Annotated in this window: 18 protein-coding genes; 3 read left to right on the top strand and 15 right to left on the bottom strand. The window is 67.4% G+C overall.

All coding sequences use genetic code 11. From position 1 onward, the window contains the following. Positions 1-559: 559 nt before the first annotated feature. The 14 genes from TK90_RS06235 to TK90_RS06150 form a co-directional block, all read right to left on the bottom strand. Positions 560-1,042, bottom strand: coding sequence for a hypothetical protein (locus TK90_RS06235; protein WP_148216248.1), 483 nt, complete (start codon positions 1,040-1,042; stop codon positions 560-562). 660 nt (positions 1,043-1,702) lie between these two features. After that, positions 1,703-2,008, bottom strand: coding sequence for a hypothetical protein (locus tag TK90_RS06230; RefSeq protein WP_012982638.1), 306 nt, complete (start codon positions 2,006-2,008; stop codon positions 1,703-1,705). Further along, complete coding sequence (locus tag TK90_RS14480; protein ID WP_168021572.1) at positions 1,995-2,513, bottom strand: terminase small subunit; 519 nt, start codon at positions 2,511-2,513, stop codon at positions 1,995-1,997. The genes TK90_RS06230 and TK90_RS14480 overlap by 14 nt, the downstream gene beginning before the upstream one ends. Before the next feature lie 678 nt (positions 2,514-3,191). Beyond that, positions 3,192-3,719 (bottom strand): hypothetical protein, encoded by a 528-nt coding sequence (locus TK90_RS06210; protein ID WP_012982635.1) that lies wholly within the window; start codon positions 3,717-3,719, stop codon positions 3,192-3,194. 13 nt (positions 3,720-3,732) lie between these two features. Further along, the gene (locus tag TK90_RS06205; RefSeq protein ID WP_012982634.1) at positions 3,733-4,200 is read right to left on the bottom strand and encodes an ATPase AAA; all 468 of its coding nucleotides are present in this window, start codon (positions 4,198-4,200) and stop codon (positions 3,733-3,735) included. 82 nt (positions 4,201-4,282) lie between these two features. Then, positions 4,283-4,774 carry a hypothetical protein gene (locus TK90_RS06200; RefSeq protein WP_012982633.1) on the bottom strand — a complete coding sequence of 164 codons (492 nt, stop codon included), beginning with the start codon at positions 4,772-4,774 and terminating at the stop codon, positions 4,283-4,285. A gap of 4 nt (positions 4,775-4,778) precedes the next feature. Then, on the bottom strand, positions 4,779-5,003 hold the full coding sequence (locus TK90_RS06195) for a hypothetical protein (RefSeq protein ID WP_012982632.1): 225 nt from the start codon (positions 5,001-5,003) through the stop codon (positions 4,779-4,781). A gap of 16 nt (positions 5,004-5,019) precedes the next feature. Next, the gene (dnaB, locus tag TK90_RS06190) at positions 5,020-6,378 is read right to left on the bottom strand and encodes a replicative DNA helicase (protein WP_012982631.1); all 1,359 of its coding nucleotides are present in this window, start codon (positions 6,376-6,378) and stop codon (positions 5,020-5,022) included. Continuing rightward, on the bottom strand, positions 6,375-7,256 hold the full coding sequence (locus TK90_RS14475) for a hypothetical protein (RefSeq protein ID WP_012982630.1): 882 nt from the start codon (positions 7,254-7,256) through the stop codon (positions 6,375-6,377). Before TK90_RS14475 ends, dnaB begins: the two co-directional genes overlap by 4 nt. Before the next feature lie 423 nt (positions 7,257-7,679). After that, positions 7,680-7,922, bottom strand: a complete 243-nt coding sequence (locus TK90_RS06175) for an AlpA family transcriptional regulator (protein ID WP_012982628.1) — start codon at positions 7,920-7,922, stop codon at positions 7,680-7,682. 72 nt (positions 7,923-7,994) lie between these two features. Next, entirely contained in the window at positions 7,995-8,678 is a 684-nt protein-coding gene (locus TK90_RS06170) for a hypothetical protein (protein WP_012982627.1), read from the bottom strand. Beyond that, the gene (locus tag TK90_RS06165; protein WP_012982626.1) at positions 8,675-9,949 is read right to left on the bottom strand and encodes a tyrosine-type recombinase/integrase; all 1,275 of its coding nucleotides are present in this window, start codon (positions 9,947-9,949) and stop codon (positions 8,675-8,677) included. Before TK90_RS06165 ends, TK90_RS06170 begins: the two co-directional genes overlap by 4 nt. 273 nt (positions 9,950-10,222) lie before the next feature. Further along, positions 10,223-11,149 carry a cytochrome c gene (locus tag TK90_RS06155; protein WP_012982625.1) on the bottom strand — a complete coding sequence of 309 codons (927 nt, stop codon included), beginning with the start codon at positions 11,147-11,149 and terminating at the stop codon, positions 10,223-10,225. Between the two features lie 3 nt (positions 11,150-11,152). Further along, positions 11,153-11,620, bottom strand: coding sequence for a cytochrome c (locus TK90_RS06150; RefSeq protein ID WP_012982624.1), 468 nt, complete (start codon positions 11,618-11,620; stop codon positions 11,153-11,155). Positions 11,621-11,849: 229 nt separating this feature from the next. Here TK90_RS06150 and TK90_RS06145 point away from each other — a divergent pair, with 229 nt between their 5' ends. After that, positions 11,850-12,512, top strand: coding sequence for an L-fuculose-phosphate aldolase (locus tag TK90_RS06145; RefSeq protein WP_012982623.1), 663 nt, complete (start codon positions 11,850-11,852; stop codon positions 12,510-12,512). Between the two features lies 1 nt (position 12,513). On the opposite strand, the gene TK90_RS06140 is transcribed toward TK90_RS06145, so the two are convergent. Further along, entirely contained in the window at positions 12,514-13,062 is a 549-nt protein-coding gene (locus tag TK90_RS06140) for an NUDIX hydrolase (RefSeq protein ID WP_012982622.1), read from the bottom strand. A 124-nt stretch (positions 13,063-13,186) separates the two neighbouring features. Between TK90_RS06140 and hspQ the strand changes: the two genes are divergently transcribed. Both hspQ and ilvD read left to right on the top strand, forming a co-directional pair. Continuing rightward, on the top strand, positions 13,187-13,507 hold the full coding sequence (gene hspQ / locus TK90_RS06135; protein WP_012982621.1) for a heat shock protein HspQ: 321 nt from the start codon (positions 13,187-13,189) through the stop codon (positions 13,505-13,507). A gap of 40 nt (positions 13,508-13,547) precedes the next feature. Next, complete coding sequence (gene ilvD, locus TK90_RS06130; protein ID WP_012982620.1) at positions 13,548-15,233, top strand: dihydroxy-acid dehydratase; 1,686 nt, start codon at positions 13,548-13,550, stop codon at positions 15,231-15,233. The last annotated feature ends 5 nt before the right edge of the window (positions 15,234-15,238 follow it).

The raw sequence follows: 15,238 nt of genomic DNA, 5'->3' as shown, positions 1-15,238 counted from the left end.
CAGGCTGGCGGGGCGTTTTCGTTGGGGACGGCCGGGGGTCGGCCTGGCGTCAACGTGGCGTCGGCAGGTCGGCAGGCGGGCGCGGTCGGTGGTTAGGATGGTGGCCGCCTGGCTTGGGCTCGGGCGGCCGTGGTGCTGGTGGTGGGCGTCTGGTTCGGGGCGGTGTCCGTCCAGGCGCGGCGGGCGCGCGTTGGTGGCCTGGCCGGGCCGTCATGGGCAGCAACCCCGGATCCGGCACCAGGAACGACAAAGCCCCCGGGGTTCGGGGGCCTTGCCGGCTGCGCGGGTCGGGCCGTGGCGCAGTCTCGAATGCCCGATGCCATGGGCAGCGCGGGAACAGGGGCAGTATACGCGGCCCGGAATGGTTGCGCCCCGCCGGGAAGGTTCCAGACGGGGCGCGGGCGAAGGGGCCGGGCACCGATTCACTGGGTTTCACGTGCTGAATGGCCCGGCCGGCTGGCGGCAGCAACGGGGCACTGGGTGTCAGGTCGCCCCTGGCCGCTGCCAGCACGTTCAGCATAGCCACCGGCACCGCCGCGGACAATGCCAGGCCGAACGGTCACGCGCCGCCCGTGTTGGCCTCCAGCAAGCCGGCCGCGTGGGCGGCTTTCAGGACGCGGTTCACCGCAGCGGTCGCAACGCGGCCTTCCACCTGGCGGCCGTCCGTGGTCTCGCCACGCCACCCGCTCCGCGCCTTCGTGACGGTCCCGACTTCCACCCCGTCCACCAGAACGGTGAACCTGTCCCAGCTACCGGCGCGGCGCGTCTCCACTCCCTCATCCCCGGACCGGGGGCAGCGGCGGCGGGTGCGCCTGGTTGGGGCCTGGCTGGTGCTGGCGGCGCTGGTGGCCTTCTCCGGGCCGTTGGGCGCTTCGGGCCCGGCCTGGTCGGGGGCGGCGGTCTCAGCGGCTCCGGTAGGCGCGGGGGCAGCCTGGCCCCTGGTGGTGGTGCTGGCGTCCAGCAGGGCTTCCAGCGCCTCCCCGATGGTGCAGCCCCGGGCGGCAGCTTCGGCCTTCAGCTTGGCGGCCGTGGCGGCGGTCACGGTCACGTCCAGCCGCTGGCGGCCCTCCCGTGCCTGGCGGGATCGGTGGGCGGCGACGCGGGCGGCGGTGTGCTGGTGTCGTCTTGGTTGCGGCATTGCGTGGCCCTCTCAATCGTTACCGGAAACGATACAGATCAAGTATGGCAAGGGGTCATGGATTCAGCAAGGCACGCGGTGGGGTGTCAGGGGTGGCCAGAACGGAAGAACCCCGCCAGGACGGGGCCGTGGCGGGGTTCGGGTGTAGATGGCCGGGCATTGTGGCCTTGGGTTTCTAAGGTCCAAGCGGCCCGGCCGGTGCCGGCGTCGGGTGGCGGTGGGGGCTACTCGGCCGCCAGCGGGGAAACGATAGCGTGCTGCCTGGCTGGCGGGCAACGGAAAAGGCCGGCCCCGTTACGGGAACCGGCCCTGGTGACGGTGGCCCGCCGCCGGCGTGAGGGTTTGCCGACACCACCGCCGTGGCTATGGTCGCGTGTTGCCGTGCTGGCGTCCACGGTGGTCCAGCGGACGAAAAAAAGCCCCCGCCGGCAACCAGTCAGCGGGGGCAAGGTGGGGGGTATCGAAGCAACCGAAGCCACCCCCGTTGGGTGGCAAGTGCGGGGAGGAAACAGCCAGGCCGGGCACTACTCCAACCTTGACCGGGGCGGGCCCGCACTCGCCTTGTTATCCCGCCACGCCGCCGCCTTGGCGTTCTGTGTCGGCCGCCTTCCTGGCCGCCGTCTCTATCTCATTCACCACGCGCAACAGCACGGCGCGGGCCTCCACTTGGTCCACCAGGACCAGGCGGGCCAGTTCCAGCAGTTGGTGGTCTGGTGTCTCCAGAATGCGGGTTCGGACAGCCTCCAGCGCCTGGCAGGCCTCCGGCGGGAGTTCGGGCCCGGGGTGGTATCCCCGCTGCCAAGCGGCTTCCAGGTCCTCCCGTTGGGCTTTCCAAGGGTCCGGCCGACTGGTGGCTTCATTCGTTGCCATCGCTGCCTCCACTTTCTCCAGGGCTCAGCACAGAACCGTCAACCGTGGACAGCACGGGCGCCCGCGCCAGGTCCTCAAGGTGTCGGTGGACGTGACGGTCCAGCACCTGGTGGACGCGGGCGCCGTCTGCCTGTAGTTCTGCCGCGATTTCGGCGTAAACACGGGCTGGCCACTGGGCCCACGGCTTGGCCAGGGCCTGGCCGATTTCGTGAATCAGGCGCTTGGCCTTGGCGCGGTCCACCACCGCCCGGCGCTGGCGCTGGTACTCCAGTTCGGCCGCTTGGCGCCGGACTCGCATCAGGGCCGCCCGCTCGGCTCGATAGCTTGCCGCGTCCTCCGCTTCAGCTTCGGATCCAGCCGCCGCCGGCCGGTCAGTGAGCCAGGAGACCACCGCCGCAAGGTCGAAGGTGTAGGGCTTTCCCGGGCGGCCCTGTTCCTGGACTGGGCAGCCGCGCTTTACCCAGGCGCCCACCGTATTGGTGGACACGTCCAACGCCTTTGCCATCTCGGCTTTCGTCAATCGCAGGCCCATGGCCGAAACCCTCCCAGAAACTCCAACAACCACAACCGTTTACGCGGCTCTGACTTTTTACGAAAAACGCGCCTCAACGCCCCGCAGTCTTTATCCACAGGCCCAGGGTCCCCCGCCCCCGTCCGGGCCGCGCTCCGTCGCCAGCCGGAACGCATCGTCCGCTGCCTTCTCCCGGAACGCGGCCCGGTCTGCCGCCCGGCGCTGGTACGTTCTGGCCGCCAGGTCCGCCAGGGCCTGGCCCTGGTCGGCTCCCGTGGCACTGGGTGCGCATGGGTCGGGCCGCCGGTCCTGCTGCTGGTCAGTGCCGTGCCGGCGGCGGTTGGTATATGCGCTTGTGGCAATGGCGTTGAAGTCGGTCATCGTCGTTGCTCCTGTATGGGGCCGTGGTGGCCGTTTTCTGAACCTTTCCAGCCGAACCCGTGGGGCAGCCTATGCCGGGGCCAGATCGTCCGTTCTGGCTTGAGGAATCGGCCTTCTTGGGTGGTTCGCGGACACTGGGCGGACTGGGTACAGGGGGCACGTGCGACTGGTGCAAGCCTCCACCTGTTCGCGCCACGTACCGGCCCCGCCCATTGGGTCGTAGATGCATTCCTTGCACTTGGCATTGATTGCGCCGCGTAAGCTCGTGCCTTTCATCATCAGACCCTCCCTTCAACCTTCGGCCACGTCCGGCCACTCGGGCCGCAGGATGGCGTCCGGGCTCACGTCCGGTCGGCGCTCGATGGTCACGCCAGCGGCGGCCGCTTCGCGGATGGCGTCCTCCTCGGCGGTCTCAAGGGCCAGCACCTGGCGGTCCAGATCGGCAAGCCGTGCCGGCCGTTCAGACATCGGCAGGGCGTCCGCGTCCGGGTTCAGCCCGGACATGACGGCATCGCGCACCCGCTCGGGGAACATGGCGCAAAGCAAAGGCCCAACGTCGGCGGCCTTGGCCTCACCTCGGGCATACACGTGGAACGGGTCCACCTCGGTTTCCACGCGGCCGCCTGGCCGGGCCAGGGCCTGCCCTACCAGGCCGAAGCGCCGCTGGGCTTGTTCGGCCTTGCGGTTGATCCATGCATCCACCCGCGCCTGGATTTCCTCCGCAGGCAGCGGGGCGGTCGCCAACTGGTCCCGCTCGCGTCGGGTGTCCTGAATCTTCTGGCGGATTTCGTCCACCGTCTTTTGGTAGTTCTTGGCCATGGTGGCCTCCTGGTTAGTTGGTCGTGGGGCGGTCGCTGGCGCCAGGTGGCACCCACCCGAGTTCATCAGCAGCGTAACGCTTCAGGCGCTCGGCCAGCGCGCGCGCAGACTTCAGCCGCTTTCCGCTGGCCTCCCATTGCTGGTCCAGGTGGTCCAGGCGGCGCTGGGCGGCCTCTAGGCGCTGGTGCAGGCGCTCAAGCTGGGCCTGGTCATCGTCCGCAGCTTCTCCGTCCAGCGCACCGGCACGGCCTTCCAGCCAACCAATTTGGCGTTCGAGGTCGCGCACGGCGTCCAGGGCCTGGCCCCGTTGTTTGTCGATAGCCGCATGGGCGCCCGCCATTGCTTCGGCCTGGTCCATGAGTTCGAGCAGACGGGCCTCGTCGAACTCAACGCGGGCCGGCTCGGTTCGTGGCTCGCGGTGGATTGCCTTGCGCATTGCATCGGGGGGGACTCGCCACCCGTCTGGAATCTTGAGTTTCATTGCTGCCTCCGTCGGCTTGTTCGTTGTGGTGACAGGCTCAGTGAAGCGTGCGCGCCACTGAAGCGAAAAGGGGGGTTTGACTTCAGTGCCCTTCCGCCAGCCGCAGCAGCCAAGGCACGGAACGCGGGATCCGCTGGCCGGTGCGGAATGCGCGCCAGAGTTCGCGTTCCACCAGCGTGGCCCGGGCGGGCGGTTCGTCCAGCGTTCGCCAGCTCTGCCACCGGCGGCCCTCGAACACTCGAACGGCTTGGCCCAGGGCGGTGGCCTTGGCCCAGGTGGACGCGCCAGGACAGGCCGCCAGGGCGGTGCGCAGGTGGGCGTCTCGCCGTTCGCGGGCCAGGGTCCGGGCAGGGTGTTCCTGGCCGGCATCCAGTACCAGCCCGAAGGCCTCCGCCGGGGCGGCCCCGGCCTCCAGCAAGTCCACCGCGTCCGCCACCAGGTCCAGCGCCTCCACCGGCAGCGGTTCGCCCGCCCGGTAGGCGTCCCGCAACGCCAGCAGCAGGCGCAGCCGCTCGACCGGGGTGGCCGGTGCGGCTGACGCGGTGCTGGTGGATTGCGGGGCCCGGGCGTCCATCGCGTCAGCCTTTGCCGTCCCGGGTGGTGCGGGCTTTGCTGGTCAGGAACAGCAGGTCATCGGCCAGCGCCTCCAGGTTTGCCCGGCCATCGTAGGTGCCAACCACTTCCGCGCGGCCGGGCAGCGCGTGCAGGCGTCCCTGTCCGTCCTGAATGACCACCACGCACCCAGCGGTGCGGGCGGCGGCTCGGATCGCCCGGGCCCTGCGGCGGGCTTCGCTTGGCGTCATCGCGGCATTCCTCCCGTCACTCACCACGCGCCCGGCGGCGCTCCCTGAGCCAGGCGGCCCTGGTCTGATGGTCCAGGTCTCCGAACCGGGTCACCTCGCCACGGAAGGCCAGCGGCACGGTTCCGGTTTCGCCGTTCCGCTGCTTGCCGATGATGATCTCGGCAATGCCCCGGTCGGGGGTTCGCTCCCGGTACACCTCGTCGCGGTAAAGCAGCAGAACCAGGTCCGCGTCCTGCTCAAGGCTGCCGGAGTCCCGCAGGTCGGACATGATCGGGCGCTTGTCCGGCCGTTGCTCCAGTCCTCGGTTCAACTGCGACAGGGCCAGCACCGGCACGCCAAGCTCCAGGGCCAACGATTTCAGGTCGCGACTGATGACCTCGATTTCGTGGTTCCTGGATTCCCTGGCCGGTGGGGTCACCAGTCCGATGTAATCCACGACCACGGCCGTAAGCCCATGCTTTCGCTTCAGCCGGCGGGCCCGGGCGCGTATGTCGCTGGTCGTCACCCGGCTGGAGTCATCGACGTGGAGCGGGAGCGATTGCAACCGCTGAACCGTGCGCCGGATTGAGTCCGCCGCCGGATCGCCGTAGGGGTGCAGGTGGGGCGCTCGGAATGCCGGTAGCGCGATGCCTGTGTGCGACGCCACCAGGCGCGCCCATAGCTGCGACTTGGGCATTTCGAGGCTGAACACCACGACCGGCCCGTGGGTGGCCGCGATATGCTCCGCCATGCCCAGGCTGAGAGCGGTTTTGCCCATCGACGGCCGGCCCGCGATAACCACGTAGTCGCCCGGATGAAGCCCCGTTGTCTTTCGGTCCAGGTCGGTGAAGCCGGTAGTGATCCCGGCCGACTCGCCCGTCCGCCGCCGGCGCTCCAGGTCCGTCAGCCAGCCGTGGATGTCCTGGCCGATCTCGACCGGACCGTCTCCACCGGATTCGCCCACGGCCATGACCAGGCGCTGGGCTTCGTCCATGACGGTGGCGGTGTCATCACCGCTGGCGGCGGCGCGCTGGATTTCACCCGCCGCCTGGATCAGGGAGCGCCGCCGGGCCTTGTCACGGACAATGGCTGCGTAGGCGCGAACGTTGGCCGCGCTGGGGGTGTCGGTCGCCAAGGTGCCGAGGTAGGCCATGCCGCCGGCTTCCTCCATCTGGTCGTGCGACTCCAGCCATTCCGCCAGGGTGATGATGTCCAACGGGGTGCCCACGTCATCCAGCGCCCGCATGGCGCGCCAAATCAGCCGGTGGTCCCGGCGGTAGAAGTCCGGCTCGTCCACCAGGTCGCGCACGTCATCCCAGGCGCCGTTGTCGATCAGCAGGCCGCCGATAACGGCCTGCTCGGCTTCCAGTGACCACGGTGCAGTCATGGCAGTCATGCGCTCACCCCCTGGCGGGTGCCGTCCAAGGCAGCACGAACGCGAACCTTGAGGTCGTGCATGGTCTCGCCACGGCGCGGGTAGATGCCCAGGCGCTCACCAGTGGCGACCCACTCGTCATCGGAACGCGGGTGACCACCATTGCCGGGACGGGGCTGCGCGGGGGTGGCCCAGTCTTCGAGGAAGGCCAGATCCGGGCCCAAGAATGTGGCCGCCTGCTTCACGGTCTCGGTTCCGACCTTGCCTGTGGCCCGGCAAAACTCAGCGTATCGGTTCACGCCGGCAAGCATTTCGTCGGCGGTGTGCCCTTCCTTCGCCCTGGCCGACCATGCCCGGAATGCCCGGCGCTTCGGGTTGTCGCCGGCCCTCTTGGGATATGCAGCCCATGCGGTTTCAAACTCCGGCGGGTACTCGGTCGCTTTGCGCTTCGACTGCCGGGCCGTGTTCGACGCAGGCGAACCGGCCGTAGGGTTATTACTTTTCTCTACCCTCTTCTCTGGAAACGCTTTTGTAACGCTGTCAGCGTTACAGGTTGCGTTACGGTATCGGGCCACCCGTTTGTTCGTAAGTGCCCGTTTTTTCGCGGTTTGTCCGTTGTGACGGGTGAAGTTCACGAACGTGAGCCCGCCATCGGCGTTGGTCAACCACCCGACTTTCTGCATGGCGTCGGCAAAACCTGACACGCCTGCGATACGATCAAGTAACAACTTTGTAACGCCGCGAGCGTTACCGTCCGTTGTCTGCTGGTCCGCCCAGATCCATATGCGGATCAGCTTGCCGGTCACCGCATCCGGGTCGATGTTCAGGGCCTCTGCAATCTGGAACACTTCAGGCTTGTCCGGCGTGACGGTCTCAACCTTGATCCAATCGCCTGCCATCACCCACCCCCCGGCCCGGATCGGGCCGCTTGCAGCGCCGCCTTGACCTCGTGGTGCTTCCGGTGGGCGTCGTCAAGCTCGCATCTCCGGCAACGGCCGGACGCGGTATAACGAACGTCCTGGTGGCCGCGTGCGCAAGGGCGGCCGGCATCGAAGAAACGGTCGCCCCGCCGGGCAGCCGCCAGCCGTAGTTCTCGAATAGTCTTCATCGGTCGCCCCCTTCCAATGCCGCCACGATGGCCACGCGCCACCGCCGCACAGCGCGAACCTTGTCCGGGCCTTGGTGGTATCGAATGCACCAGGCGCGGAGCATCGCCGCTCGCCACAACGGGCTGGAGTTGATCCGCCGCGACGCTGTAACCTCGTCCCGTGTCTCCCCTTGCTGCCCCCGGGCGCCGCCCCTCTGCGGCGCCACGGGGGCGCTCATTCCCGCCCCTCCCAGGTGGACGTGCGCACGTTCCCGTTCAGCCACGCGGCGACATCATCCGCGCGGTATCGAACCGTGCGCCCGATCTTGACGTATGGGGGGCCGTTGCCTTCGAGGCGGGATCGGTCCAGCCAGGCTTTCGACTTCCCCAGCAGTTGCTGTACTTCGGCGGGGGTCATCAGACGCGGGAACGTCACCCGGTCGGAATCGGTGGGATGGTGTTGCGCGGTATCGTTCATGGTGCTGTCCTCGTGTTGGCTGTTGACCGTACGAGTCCAGCTTAGGCGGGGACAGGTTCGTAAGCTACTGCTTTAATTCACTTTTTCGGAAGTACGCTTAGCGTGGTTCCGCTTTTTTACTTCCTTCAGGGCTTCCCGGACCGCTCGCGCCGTAACGCCGTACCTGGCGGCCAGTTTCGCGGCTACGTTTCGGGGGTGGGTTTGAGCTTGGATCAGCTCCGCCCGCTCCCTTTCCAGGGTCTCGGTATCGGGCAGCTTGCGCCGTGCCCGCGCCGCAGCCCGGCCACCATTCGCCCGGGCGGTGCGCAGGACTTCCAGCCCGTCCTGGTTGTGCCGGCGGGCATCCGTGCCAGCCTTCAATGCGGCAGCGTTCGACGCAAGCCAGGCCAGCGCCTGCTCCCGGTCCACCCCGTGGCCGCCGGCCTCCAGCGCGACCACCAGGCGCAGCAGCCGGGCCGCCAGGTCTTCCAGCCCGTCCGCCGGCCTCCAGGGCCATGCCGCCACCGGGTTGCCATCGGTATCGGCAACCACGCTGGGGCGGGCACGGACCACGGCGGGCGCGTCCCCGTGGCCGGCCTGCACCCGGTATGCGCTTGCCACCTTGTCGGCGGTGATCCCCAGGGGGTCCAGGGCGGCGGCCAGCAGTTCCGCACAGTCTGCCGCCTCGGTGGTGGATCCAGCGTTCGCGTAGGCCATCGCCGCTCGGGCCGCCCGGCCCAAGTACCGCAGCCGCTCGGGGTCCGTGCCGGCGCTCATGCCCGGGCCTCCGCGGCTCCTAGGGGCACCACGTCCGCACCATCCCGCAGACCGCCGGCGGCCAGCATGAAGTCCGTGATGCGCTGCATCGGCCCTCGCAGGCGCTCCGGCGTCATCTGGATATAACCGGCGGTCACGTCCCCCGTGGTCTTGTGGTTCAGCAGGGCCTTGACCGCGTAGGCCGGAACGTCGAGGGATTCGGCCACGGTGGCGAAGGTGCGGCGCAGGTCGTGGGGCATGGCGCGCACGCCGGAGACTTCGGCCACCCGGTCCACGGCGTACCGAAGGTTCTGGAACCGGGTGCCGGCCGCGTCGCTGAACACGTACTCGCCCCCGCTCTCCTGCTGGCGGGCCTTCAGCAGTTCCACCAGGTAGTCCGACAGCGGCAGAGTGTGCGGCTGGTAGTTTTTGGGGTCCGGGATCGTCAACGTCCGGCCGGCAAAGCTCACGTCCTCCCACCGCAAGCCCAGGGCCTCATTCCGCCGCAGGCCGGTCAGTACCAGCACCATGAACACGTCGCGGGCAATGGCGCCGTTCCGTAGCTTCGGCTTGGTCTTGCCCTCCCCCGGTTCCCGCTCCGGCGGGTGGGCCAACCCCTGAACAGCTTGCATCCAGGGCCGCAGCTCGTGCCGCTCTATGTACGTCCGGCGCCGGTCCACCCGGTACCAAGCCTTGGTGGCGGACAGGCGCTTCACGGGATTGTCGGGCAGCAGGGGGCGGCCGTCCGGGTAGGCATGGGCTTCGCTGGCGTGATTCAGCACGGCCCGCAGGTAGCGGAAGGCCAGGTTCGCGAAGGCCGGGGAGTCCTCCCCCAGCTTGCGGTGGCGCCTCGCCACCATGTCCCGGGTGATCTCGGTGACGGGCCGGGCCATCCAGTCCGACAGCGCCTTCATGGCCCGGTCGAAACTGTCCCGGGTGGTGTCCGCCAGGTGCCGGGCGTCCCGGTATTCCCGCACGGCTTCGCGCAGAGTCAGGGCCTTAACCTTGCGCGCGTGCTTCTCCGCTCGCGGGTCCTTGCCGCTCGCCACCTCCCCGGCTATCCGCTTCGCCTCCGCCCTGGCCTTCTCCACGGTCAGGGCCCCGGGTTTGCCGATGGTCAGCCGCTGGCTTCGTCCGTTAACCCGCCCCTGCCAGACGAACGCCTTGGCACCGGCGGCGGTCACGCGCAGGCCGAACCCGGCCACCGCACTGTCCCAGATGAACGTGGTCCCTTTCTCCGGTGGGGTGGCGGCATCGCAGACCCGCTTGGTCAGTTTCTTGGTTTCGGCCATCGGTTTCTCCCGTGTAAGCGCTGTGTAAGCACTATGTAAGCAGTTGAGCGCGATTCAGCGCGAACGACTTATGACTTACAATGCACGGGAAAGCGCCCTATATCAAGCCTTTGCAAACTACTGCAACGTTGTGTAAGCACCCCGCAAAGTGGATTGGATATGACTGTTAATCACTAGGTCGGCGGTTCGAGCCCGTCCCGGGGAGCCAGATAGAAGAAAAAGGGCCAGGTCTGCGATGCAGCCTGGCCCTTTTTCATGCAGCCCACGTCTCGTTCAGTCCGGCTCGTGTTCGATGGGGTCCAGCGACTGCAGGTAGGCCGCGATTGCCCGGCGGTCGTCACTGGTCAGGTAGGACGTGCCATGCTCGATCACGTCGGCCATGCTGCTACCGGCAAAGTCGCCGTCACGGGTGATGCCCATCTCCAGGTAGCGGGCGATATGGCGCGCGCCCCATCGGCCGATGCCCGTTTCCCGGTCCGGCGTTATATTGGGTGCCACGTCGCCATCCGGCATGCGGGCCCCTGCTCCGAGGCGCTCGAGGTCCAGCCCGCCGGTCCGGGTGCGCGGGGTATGGCATTCCATACAGTGTCCCAGGGCCTGAGTCAGATAGGCGCCGCGGTTCCACTCCTCGGACTCGTCGGGATTCGCCTGGAATTCGCCCGGCTCGAAATGCAGCCATTTCCATACGCTCAGCGATGGCCGAAAGCGCACGAACCAGTCCAGATCATGCGGGGTGTTCTCCCTGGCGACCGGTTCGACCTCGGACTGCAGATAGGCCCATAACGCCTCCACGTCCTGGTCCGTCATCTTCGTGTATGCGGTGTACGGAAACGCCGGGTAGTAATGGGTGCCGTTCGGGCTTCGCCCTTCCCTCAGGGCCTGTTTGAAGTCGCCCTCCGACCAGCCGCCAATGCCGTGCTCTTCGTCCGGGGTAATATTCGGGCCGTAGAACACGCCGAAGGGGCTTTCGATCGGCCGCCCACCGGCCAGGAAGTCGCCATCCTCCGCGGTGTGGCAGGTCACGCAACCACCGGCACGCAAGACATACTCGCCGTAGGCAATGCGCTCGTCCTCGCCCGCCTGGGGATCCTCTTCACCGATCTCCACCTCCGCCTGTGCGACGGAACCCCATGCAAGGGCCGCAACGGCCAGGGCCGGCAGCCAGACGGCCGGCCCTGTGCGCCTTGTCGTCACCACCACCGATCAGTCGCGGCGGAAGTCGTCGTGGCAGGCCTGGCAGGATTGCCCCAGGTTACGGAAGCGAATCGGGAGTTCGTCGTCGTCACCGGCTTCAACCGCGGCATGCAATGCCTCGGCCGCATCCTTGGTGTCCTGAGAGAGCTCCTTGAACCGGTCCCAGTCGTCCCAGATCTCCTCTTTGGCATCGGTATCGGGGAAATCACTGCCTTCAGGGAACAGTGCCGGGATGTCCGCGGTGAGATCCACCAGATGCCTGGTGTGCATCTCGAGGTTGTCGCCGAATTCGGCGCCGTCGACAACGACTGCGGCGATGGAGCCGACGTTCCCGCCGATGGACCGCATCACGCCCTGACGGTAATCAATAGTGGCCTCGTGCTCGTCAAAGGCATGTACGGAATGCACAGCACCCAAGCCCAACGCCAGGGTCCCGGCAACGGAAGCCGCAGTCAGAAAACGAAGGGGTTTTTTCATAGGTTGTCCTCCCTGTTCAAGGAACATCGAAAGTGCCGCGCAACCGCTGCGGCCTGCCATGTGCAGCCTTCAATATAGATGTCCAGCCGGCGTTCGCGCCATCCGCGTCTTCACGTCCCGCTCACGCCAGCCTTTCGACATTGACCCCATAAACTAGCGGGTGTTCCCCGAGACATCCTTGGCGCCTGTCGCGATACAATCCGGCTTCCATCCATCCGCCCGGACACCGATGCCTGCCACCGATGAAATGGCCCTGCGCCAGGGGATTATCGACACCGCGCTCGAGACCAACCGCCGTGGTCTGAACCAGGGGACCTCGGGCAACGTCAGCGCGCGCCTGGGCGATGGCATGCTGATTACCCCGTCCGGCGTGCCCTACGAAGCCCTGCGCCCGGAGGACCTGGTCGCGGTTGACGCACAGGGACGCTGGCCAGATCATCAGAAGCCTTCCAGCGAGTGGCATTTTCATCGGGCGATCCTCCACGCACGCCCGGAGTTGAACGCCGTGGTGCATGTCCACTCGACCTACGCCAGCGTGGTCGCGATTCAGGGGCGTGATATCCCCGCCCTGCACTACATGGTGGCGGCGGCCGGGGGCAATTCGATCCGTTGTGCCCCTTATGCCACGTTCGGCACGGAGCAGCTTTCACGCTATGCGGTGGAGGCCCTGCAGGACCGACTGGCGTGCCTGCTGGCCAACCACGGCATGATTGCGACGGGGCCGGATCTCGCGCGGGCCCTGTGGCTGACCGAGGAAGTCGAGCTGCTCGCGCAGCAGTACGTGCTGAGCCTGCAAATTGGCGGCCCGCAGCTCCTCGGCGACGACGAAATGGCGCGCGTGCTGGAGAAGTTCCGGGACTACGGACCGTCCCGGGCCGCGCAAGACGGCTGATCTACAACCCGCCCAGCGGACTCGCGGACTCCGGGGCGCCCATCGGCGAAAATTCGCCCAGGTGGCGCGTTTGCTGGTAGTGCCCCAGGGCCCAGGACACCGACGGAAACGCGAGCTCCCCGGGCAGATCATTGAAGTCGAACAGCGCGACCTCCTTGGACTCGGGTCCGGGGGCAACGTCGTCCCCCAGCAGCTCGGCGCGGTAGATCATCTGCACCTGTCCGATGTGCGGCAGACTGTAGACCGCGAGCAGGCGATCAATACGCAGCCGGGCGCGCGCCTCCTCCCAGGCCTCTCGCTCGGCGCCCTGCTCGGTCGACTCGCCGAGCTCCATGTATCCTGCGGGCAGCGTCCAGTGACCCTTGCGCGGCTCGATCGCCCGGCGGCACAACAGGACCCGCTCTCCCCATGTGGCGACGACGCCCACCACAATCCGCGGGTTCTCGTAGTCCACGAAGCCACAGTGACTGCAGATCTTGCGTTCGCGGTCATCATTTTCGGGCACGGCCCGGTGAAATTCGGGGCGGGGGATGCTGACGTCACGGGACATGGTATACGTTCGCTTTGCGGGTTCAGGACCACGCGCCGGAACGCGAGACCCGGGCGATGGTCTTTTCTGAGAGACACTGTCAATGCAGCGCAATTAATGCACCAAACGCCGCCAGGGGGCAGCGATGACACAGGGAACACGCTTCACCGTGGGTGAACTGGTCCACCATACCAAGTTCGGCTACCGCGGTGTGATCGTCGAGGTCGACCCGGTCTACTCCGGCTCGGACGAATGGTACGAAACCGTGGCCAGGAGCCGCCCCCCCAAGGACCGGCCGTGGTACCACGTGCTGGTGGACGGGTACTCGCACAGCACGTATGTGGCCGAACGCCACCTGGAACCCGACACCTCCGGCCAGCAGATCGACCATCCGGCACTGGGCCAGTTCTTCGATCACTTCCTCAATGGGCGCTACTGCCGGGGAAGCAATTCTCGCACCCACTAGTCCGCCCTCTCCCGGGCCGGACAACGGACAGGACGACTCGATGACCCAGGACAATCGACGCAGCCGCGTCGTCACCGAAGGGCCACGCCGCACCCCCAACCGCGCCATGCTCAGGGCCGTGGGCTTCGGTGACGACGACTTCCAGCGCCCCATCGTTGGCATTGCCAACGCCCACAGCACCATCACTCCCTGCAACATGGGGATCGGGGCACTGGCCGAACGTGCGGAATCGGCCGTACGAGCCTCGGGCGGCATGCCGCAGACCTTCGGCACCATCACCATCTCTGACGGCATTTCGATGGGCACCCCGGGCATGAAGTACTCCCTGGTGTCGCGCGAGGTGATCGCCGACGCGATCGAGACGGTCGTCAACGGCCAGAGTCTGGACGGGCTGCTGGCCACCGGCGGCTGCGACAAGAACATGCCCGGCGCCATGATGGCGATCGCCCGGCTTAACGTGCCCGCGATCTTCGTCTACGGAGGCACGATCAAGCCGGGACGCTACAAGGACCAGGACCTGACGATCGTCAGTGCGTTCGAGGCCGTCGGACAGCATGGGGCGGGAAAGCTGTCGGATGAAGACCTGGCCGGCGTGGAGCGCAATGCCTGCCCGGGAGCCGGCTCCTGTGGCGGCATGTTCACAGCCAATACCATGTCCAGCGCCTTCGAGGCGATGGGCATGAGTCTGCCGGGCTCGTCGACCCAGGCGGCCGAGGACCCGGAAAAGGCCGACTCCGCCGCCCGTTCCGCCGAGGTCCTCCTGGAGGCGATCCATGCCGACCGCAAGCCGCGCGACATCCTCACGCGCGAGGCCTTCGAGAACGCCCTGGCCGTGGTTATGGCCGTCGGGGGATCGACCAATGCCGTGCTCCACCTGCTCGCCATTGCCCACTGTGCCAACGTGCCGTTAGCTCTGGATGACGTAGAACGGATCCGCCGGAAAACCCCGGTACTGTGCGATCTGAAGCCCTCCGGTCGACACGTGACCACGGAATTCCATGCGGTGGGGGGCACACCGCAGGTCATGAAGATCCTGCTGAACGCCGGTCTTCTGCACAGGCACTGCCTGACCATTACCGGCCAGACCCTAAGCGAGGTCCTCGCAGACATCCCTGATGCACCACCATCGAACCAGACCATCATCCGCCCGCTGGATGCCCCCCTGTACCCGCAGGGGCACCTGGCGATCCTGAAGGGCAATCTGGCGCCGGAAGGCAGCGTGGCCAAGATCACCGGGCTCAAGTCCACTTCGATTCGCGGGCCCGCGCGCGTATTCGAATCCGAGGAGGAATGCCTGGACGCCATCCTGGCGGGCGGGATTCAGGCTGGCGACGTCATCGTGGTTCGTCATGAGGGCCCCCGCGGCGGGCCCGGTATGCGCGAGATGCTCGCCCCCACGGCAGCGATCATCGGCGCGGGTCTCGGCGACTCCGTTGCGTTGATTACCGACGGACGCTTCTCCGGAGGCACCTACGGTCTCGTCGTCGGACATGTCGCTCCCGAGGCGGCGCAAGGTGGGCCCATTGCCCTGGTGCGCGAGGGCGACATCATCGAGGTCGATGCCGACCGTAATCGTCTCGCGCTCGAGGTACCAGAGGACGAACTGGCGCGTCGCCGCAGTGCCTGGCAGGCACCCCCGCCGCGCTTTGATCGAGGTGTGCTCGGGAAGTACAGCCGTCAGGTCGGATCCGCCAGTCGCGGCGCGGTCACCGACGACTTTCGCTGATCCCG

The organism is Thioalkalivibrio sp. K90mix (genome assembly GCF_000025545.1).
Classification (GTDB): Bacteria; Pseudomonadota; Gammaproteobacteria; order Ectothiorhodospirales; family Ectothiorhodospiraceae; genus Thioalkalivibrio.
The sequence above is the reverse complement of the archived record's forward strand: the minus strand, read 5'-3'. Positions and strand labels throughout refer to the sequence as shown.

Coding starts and splice junctions, on each gene's coding strand:
- TK90_RS06175 (WP_012982628.1), bottom strand. CDS start 7,922: ATGAACGATACCGCGCAACACCATCCCACCGATTCCGACCGGGTGACG.
- TK90_RS06170 (WP_012982627.1), bottom strand. CDS start 8,678: ATGAGCGCCGGCACGGACCCCGAGCGGCTGCGGTACTTGGGCCGGGCG.
- TK90_RS14475 (WP_012982630.1), bottom strand. CDS start 7,256: ATGGCAGGCGATTGGATCAAGGTTGAGACCGTCACGCCGGACAAGCCT.
- TK90_RS06195 (WP_012982632.1), bottom strand. CDS start 5,003: ATGACGCCAAGCGAAGCCCGCCGCAGGGCCCGGGCGATCCGAGCCGCC.
- TK90_RS06150 (WP_012982624.1), bottom strand. CDS start 11,620: ATGAAAAAACCCCTTCGTTTTCTGACTGCGGCTTCCGTTGCCGGGACC.
- TK90_RS14480 (WP_168021572.1), bottom strand. CDS start 2,513: ATGGCAAAGGCGTTGGACGTGTCCACCAATACGGTGGGCGCCTGGGTA.
- TK90_RS06200 (WP_012982633.1), bottom strand. CDS start 4,774: ATGGACGCCCGGGCCCCGCAATCCACCAGCACCGCGTCAGCCGCACCG.
- hspQ (WP_012982621.1), top strand. CDS start 13,187: ATGACACAGGGAACACGCTTCACCGTGGGTGAACTGGTCCACCATACC.
- TK90_RS06230 (WP_012982638.1), bottom strand. CDS start 2,008: ATGGCAACGAATGAAGCCACCAGTCGGCCGGACCCTTGGAAAGCCCAA.
- ilvD (WP_012982620.1), top strand. CDS start 13,548: ATGACCCAGGACAATCGACGCAGCCGCGTCGTCACCGAAGGGCCACGC.
- TK90_RS06205 (WP_012982634.1), bottom strand. CDS start 4,200: ATGAAACTCAAGATTCCAGACGGGTGGCGAGTCCCCCCCGATGCAATG.
- TK90_RS06165 (WP_012982626.1), bottom strand. CDS start 9,949: ATGGCCGAAACCAAGAAACTGACCAAGCGGGTCTGCGATGCCGCCACC.
- TK90_RS06210 (WP_012982635.1), bottom strand. CDS start 3,719: ATGGCCAAGAACTACCAAAAGACGGTGGACGAAATCCGCCAGAAGATT.
- TK90_RS06145 (WP_012982623.1), top strand. CDS start 11,850: ATGCCTGCCACCGATGAAATGGCCCTGCGCCAGGGGATTATCGACACC.
- dnaB (WP_012982631.1), bottom strand. CDS start 6,378: ATGACTGCCATGACTGCACCGTGGTCACTGGAAGCCGAGCAGGCCGTT.
- TK90_RS06140 (WP_012982622.1), bottom strand. CDS start 13,062: ATGTCCCGTGACGTCAGCATCCCCCGCCCCGAATTTCACCGGGCCGTG.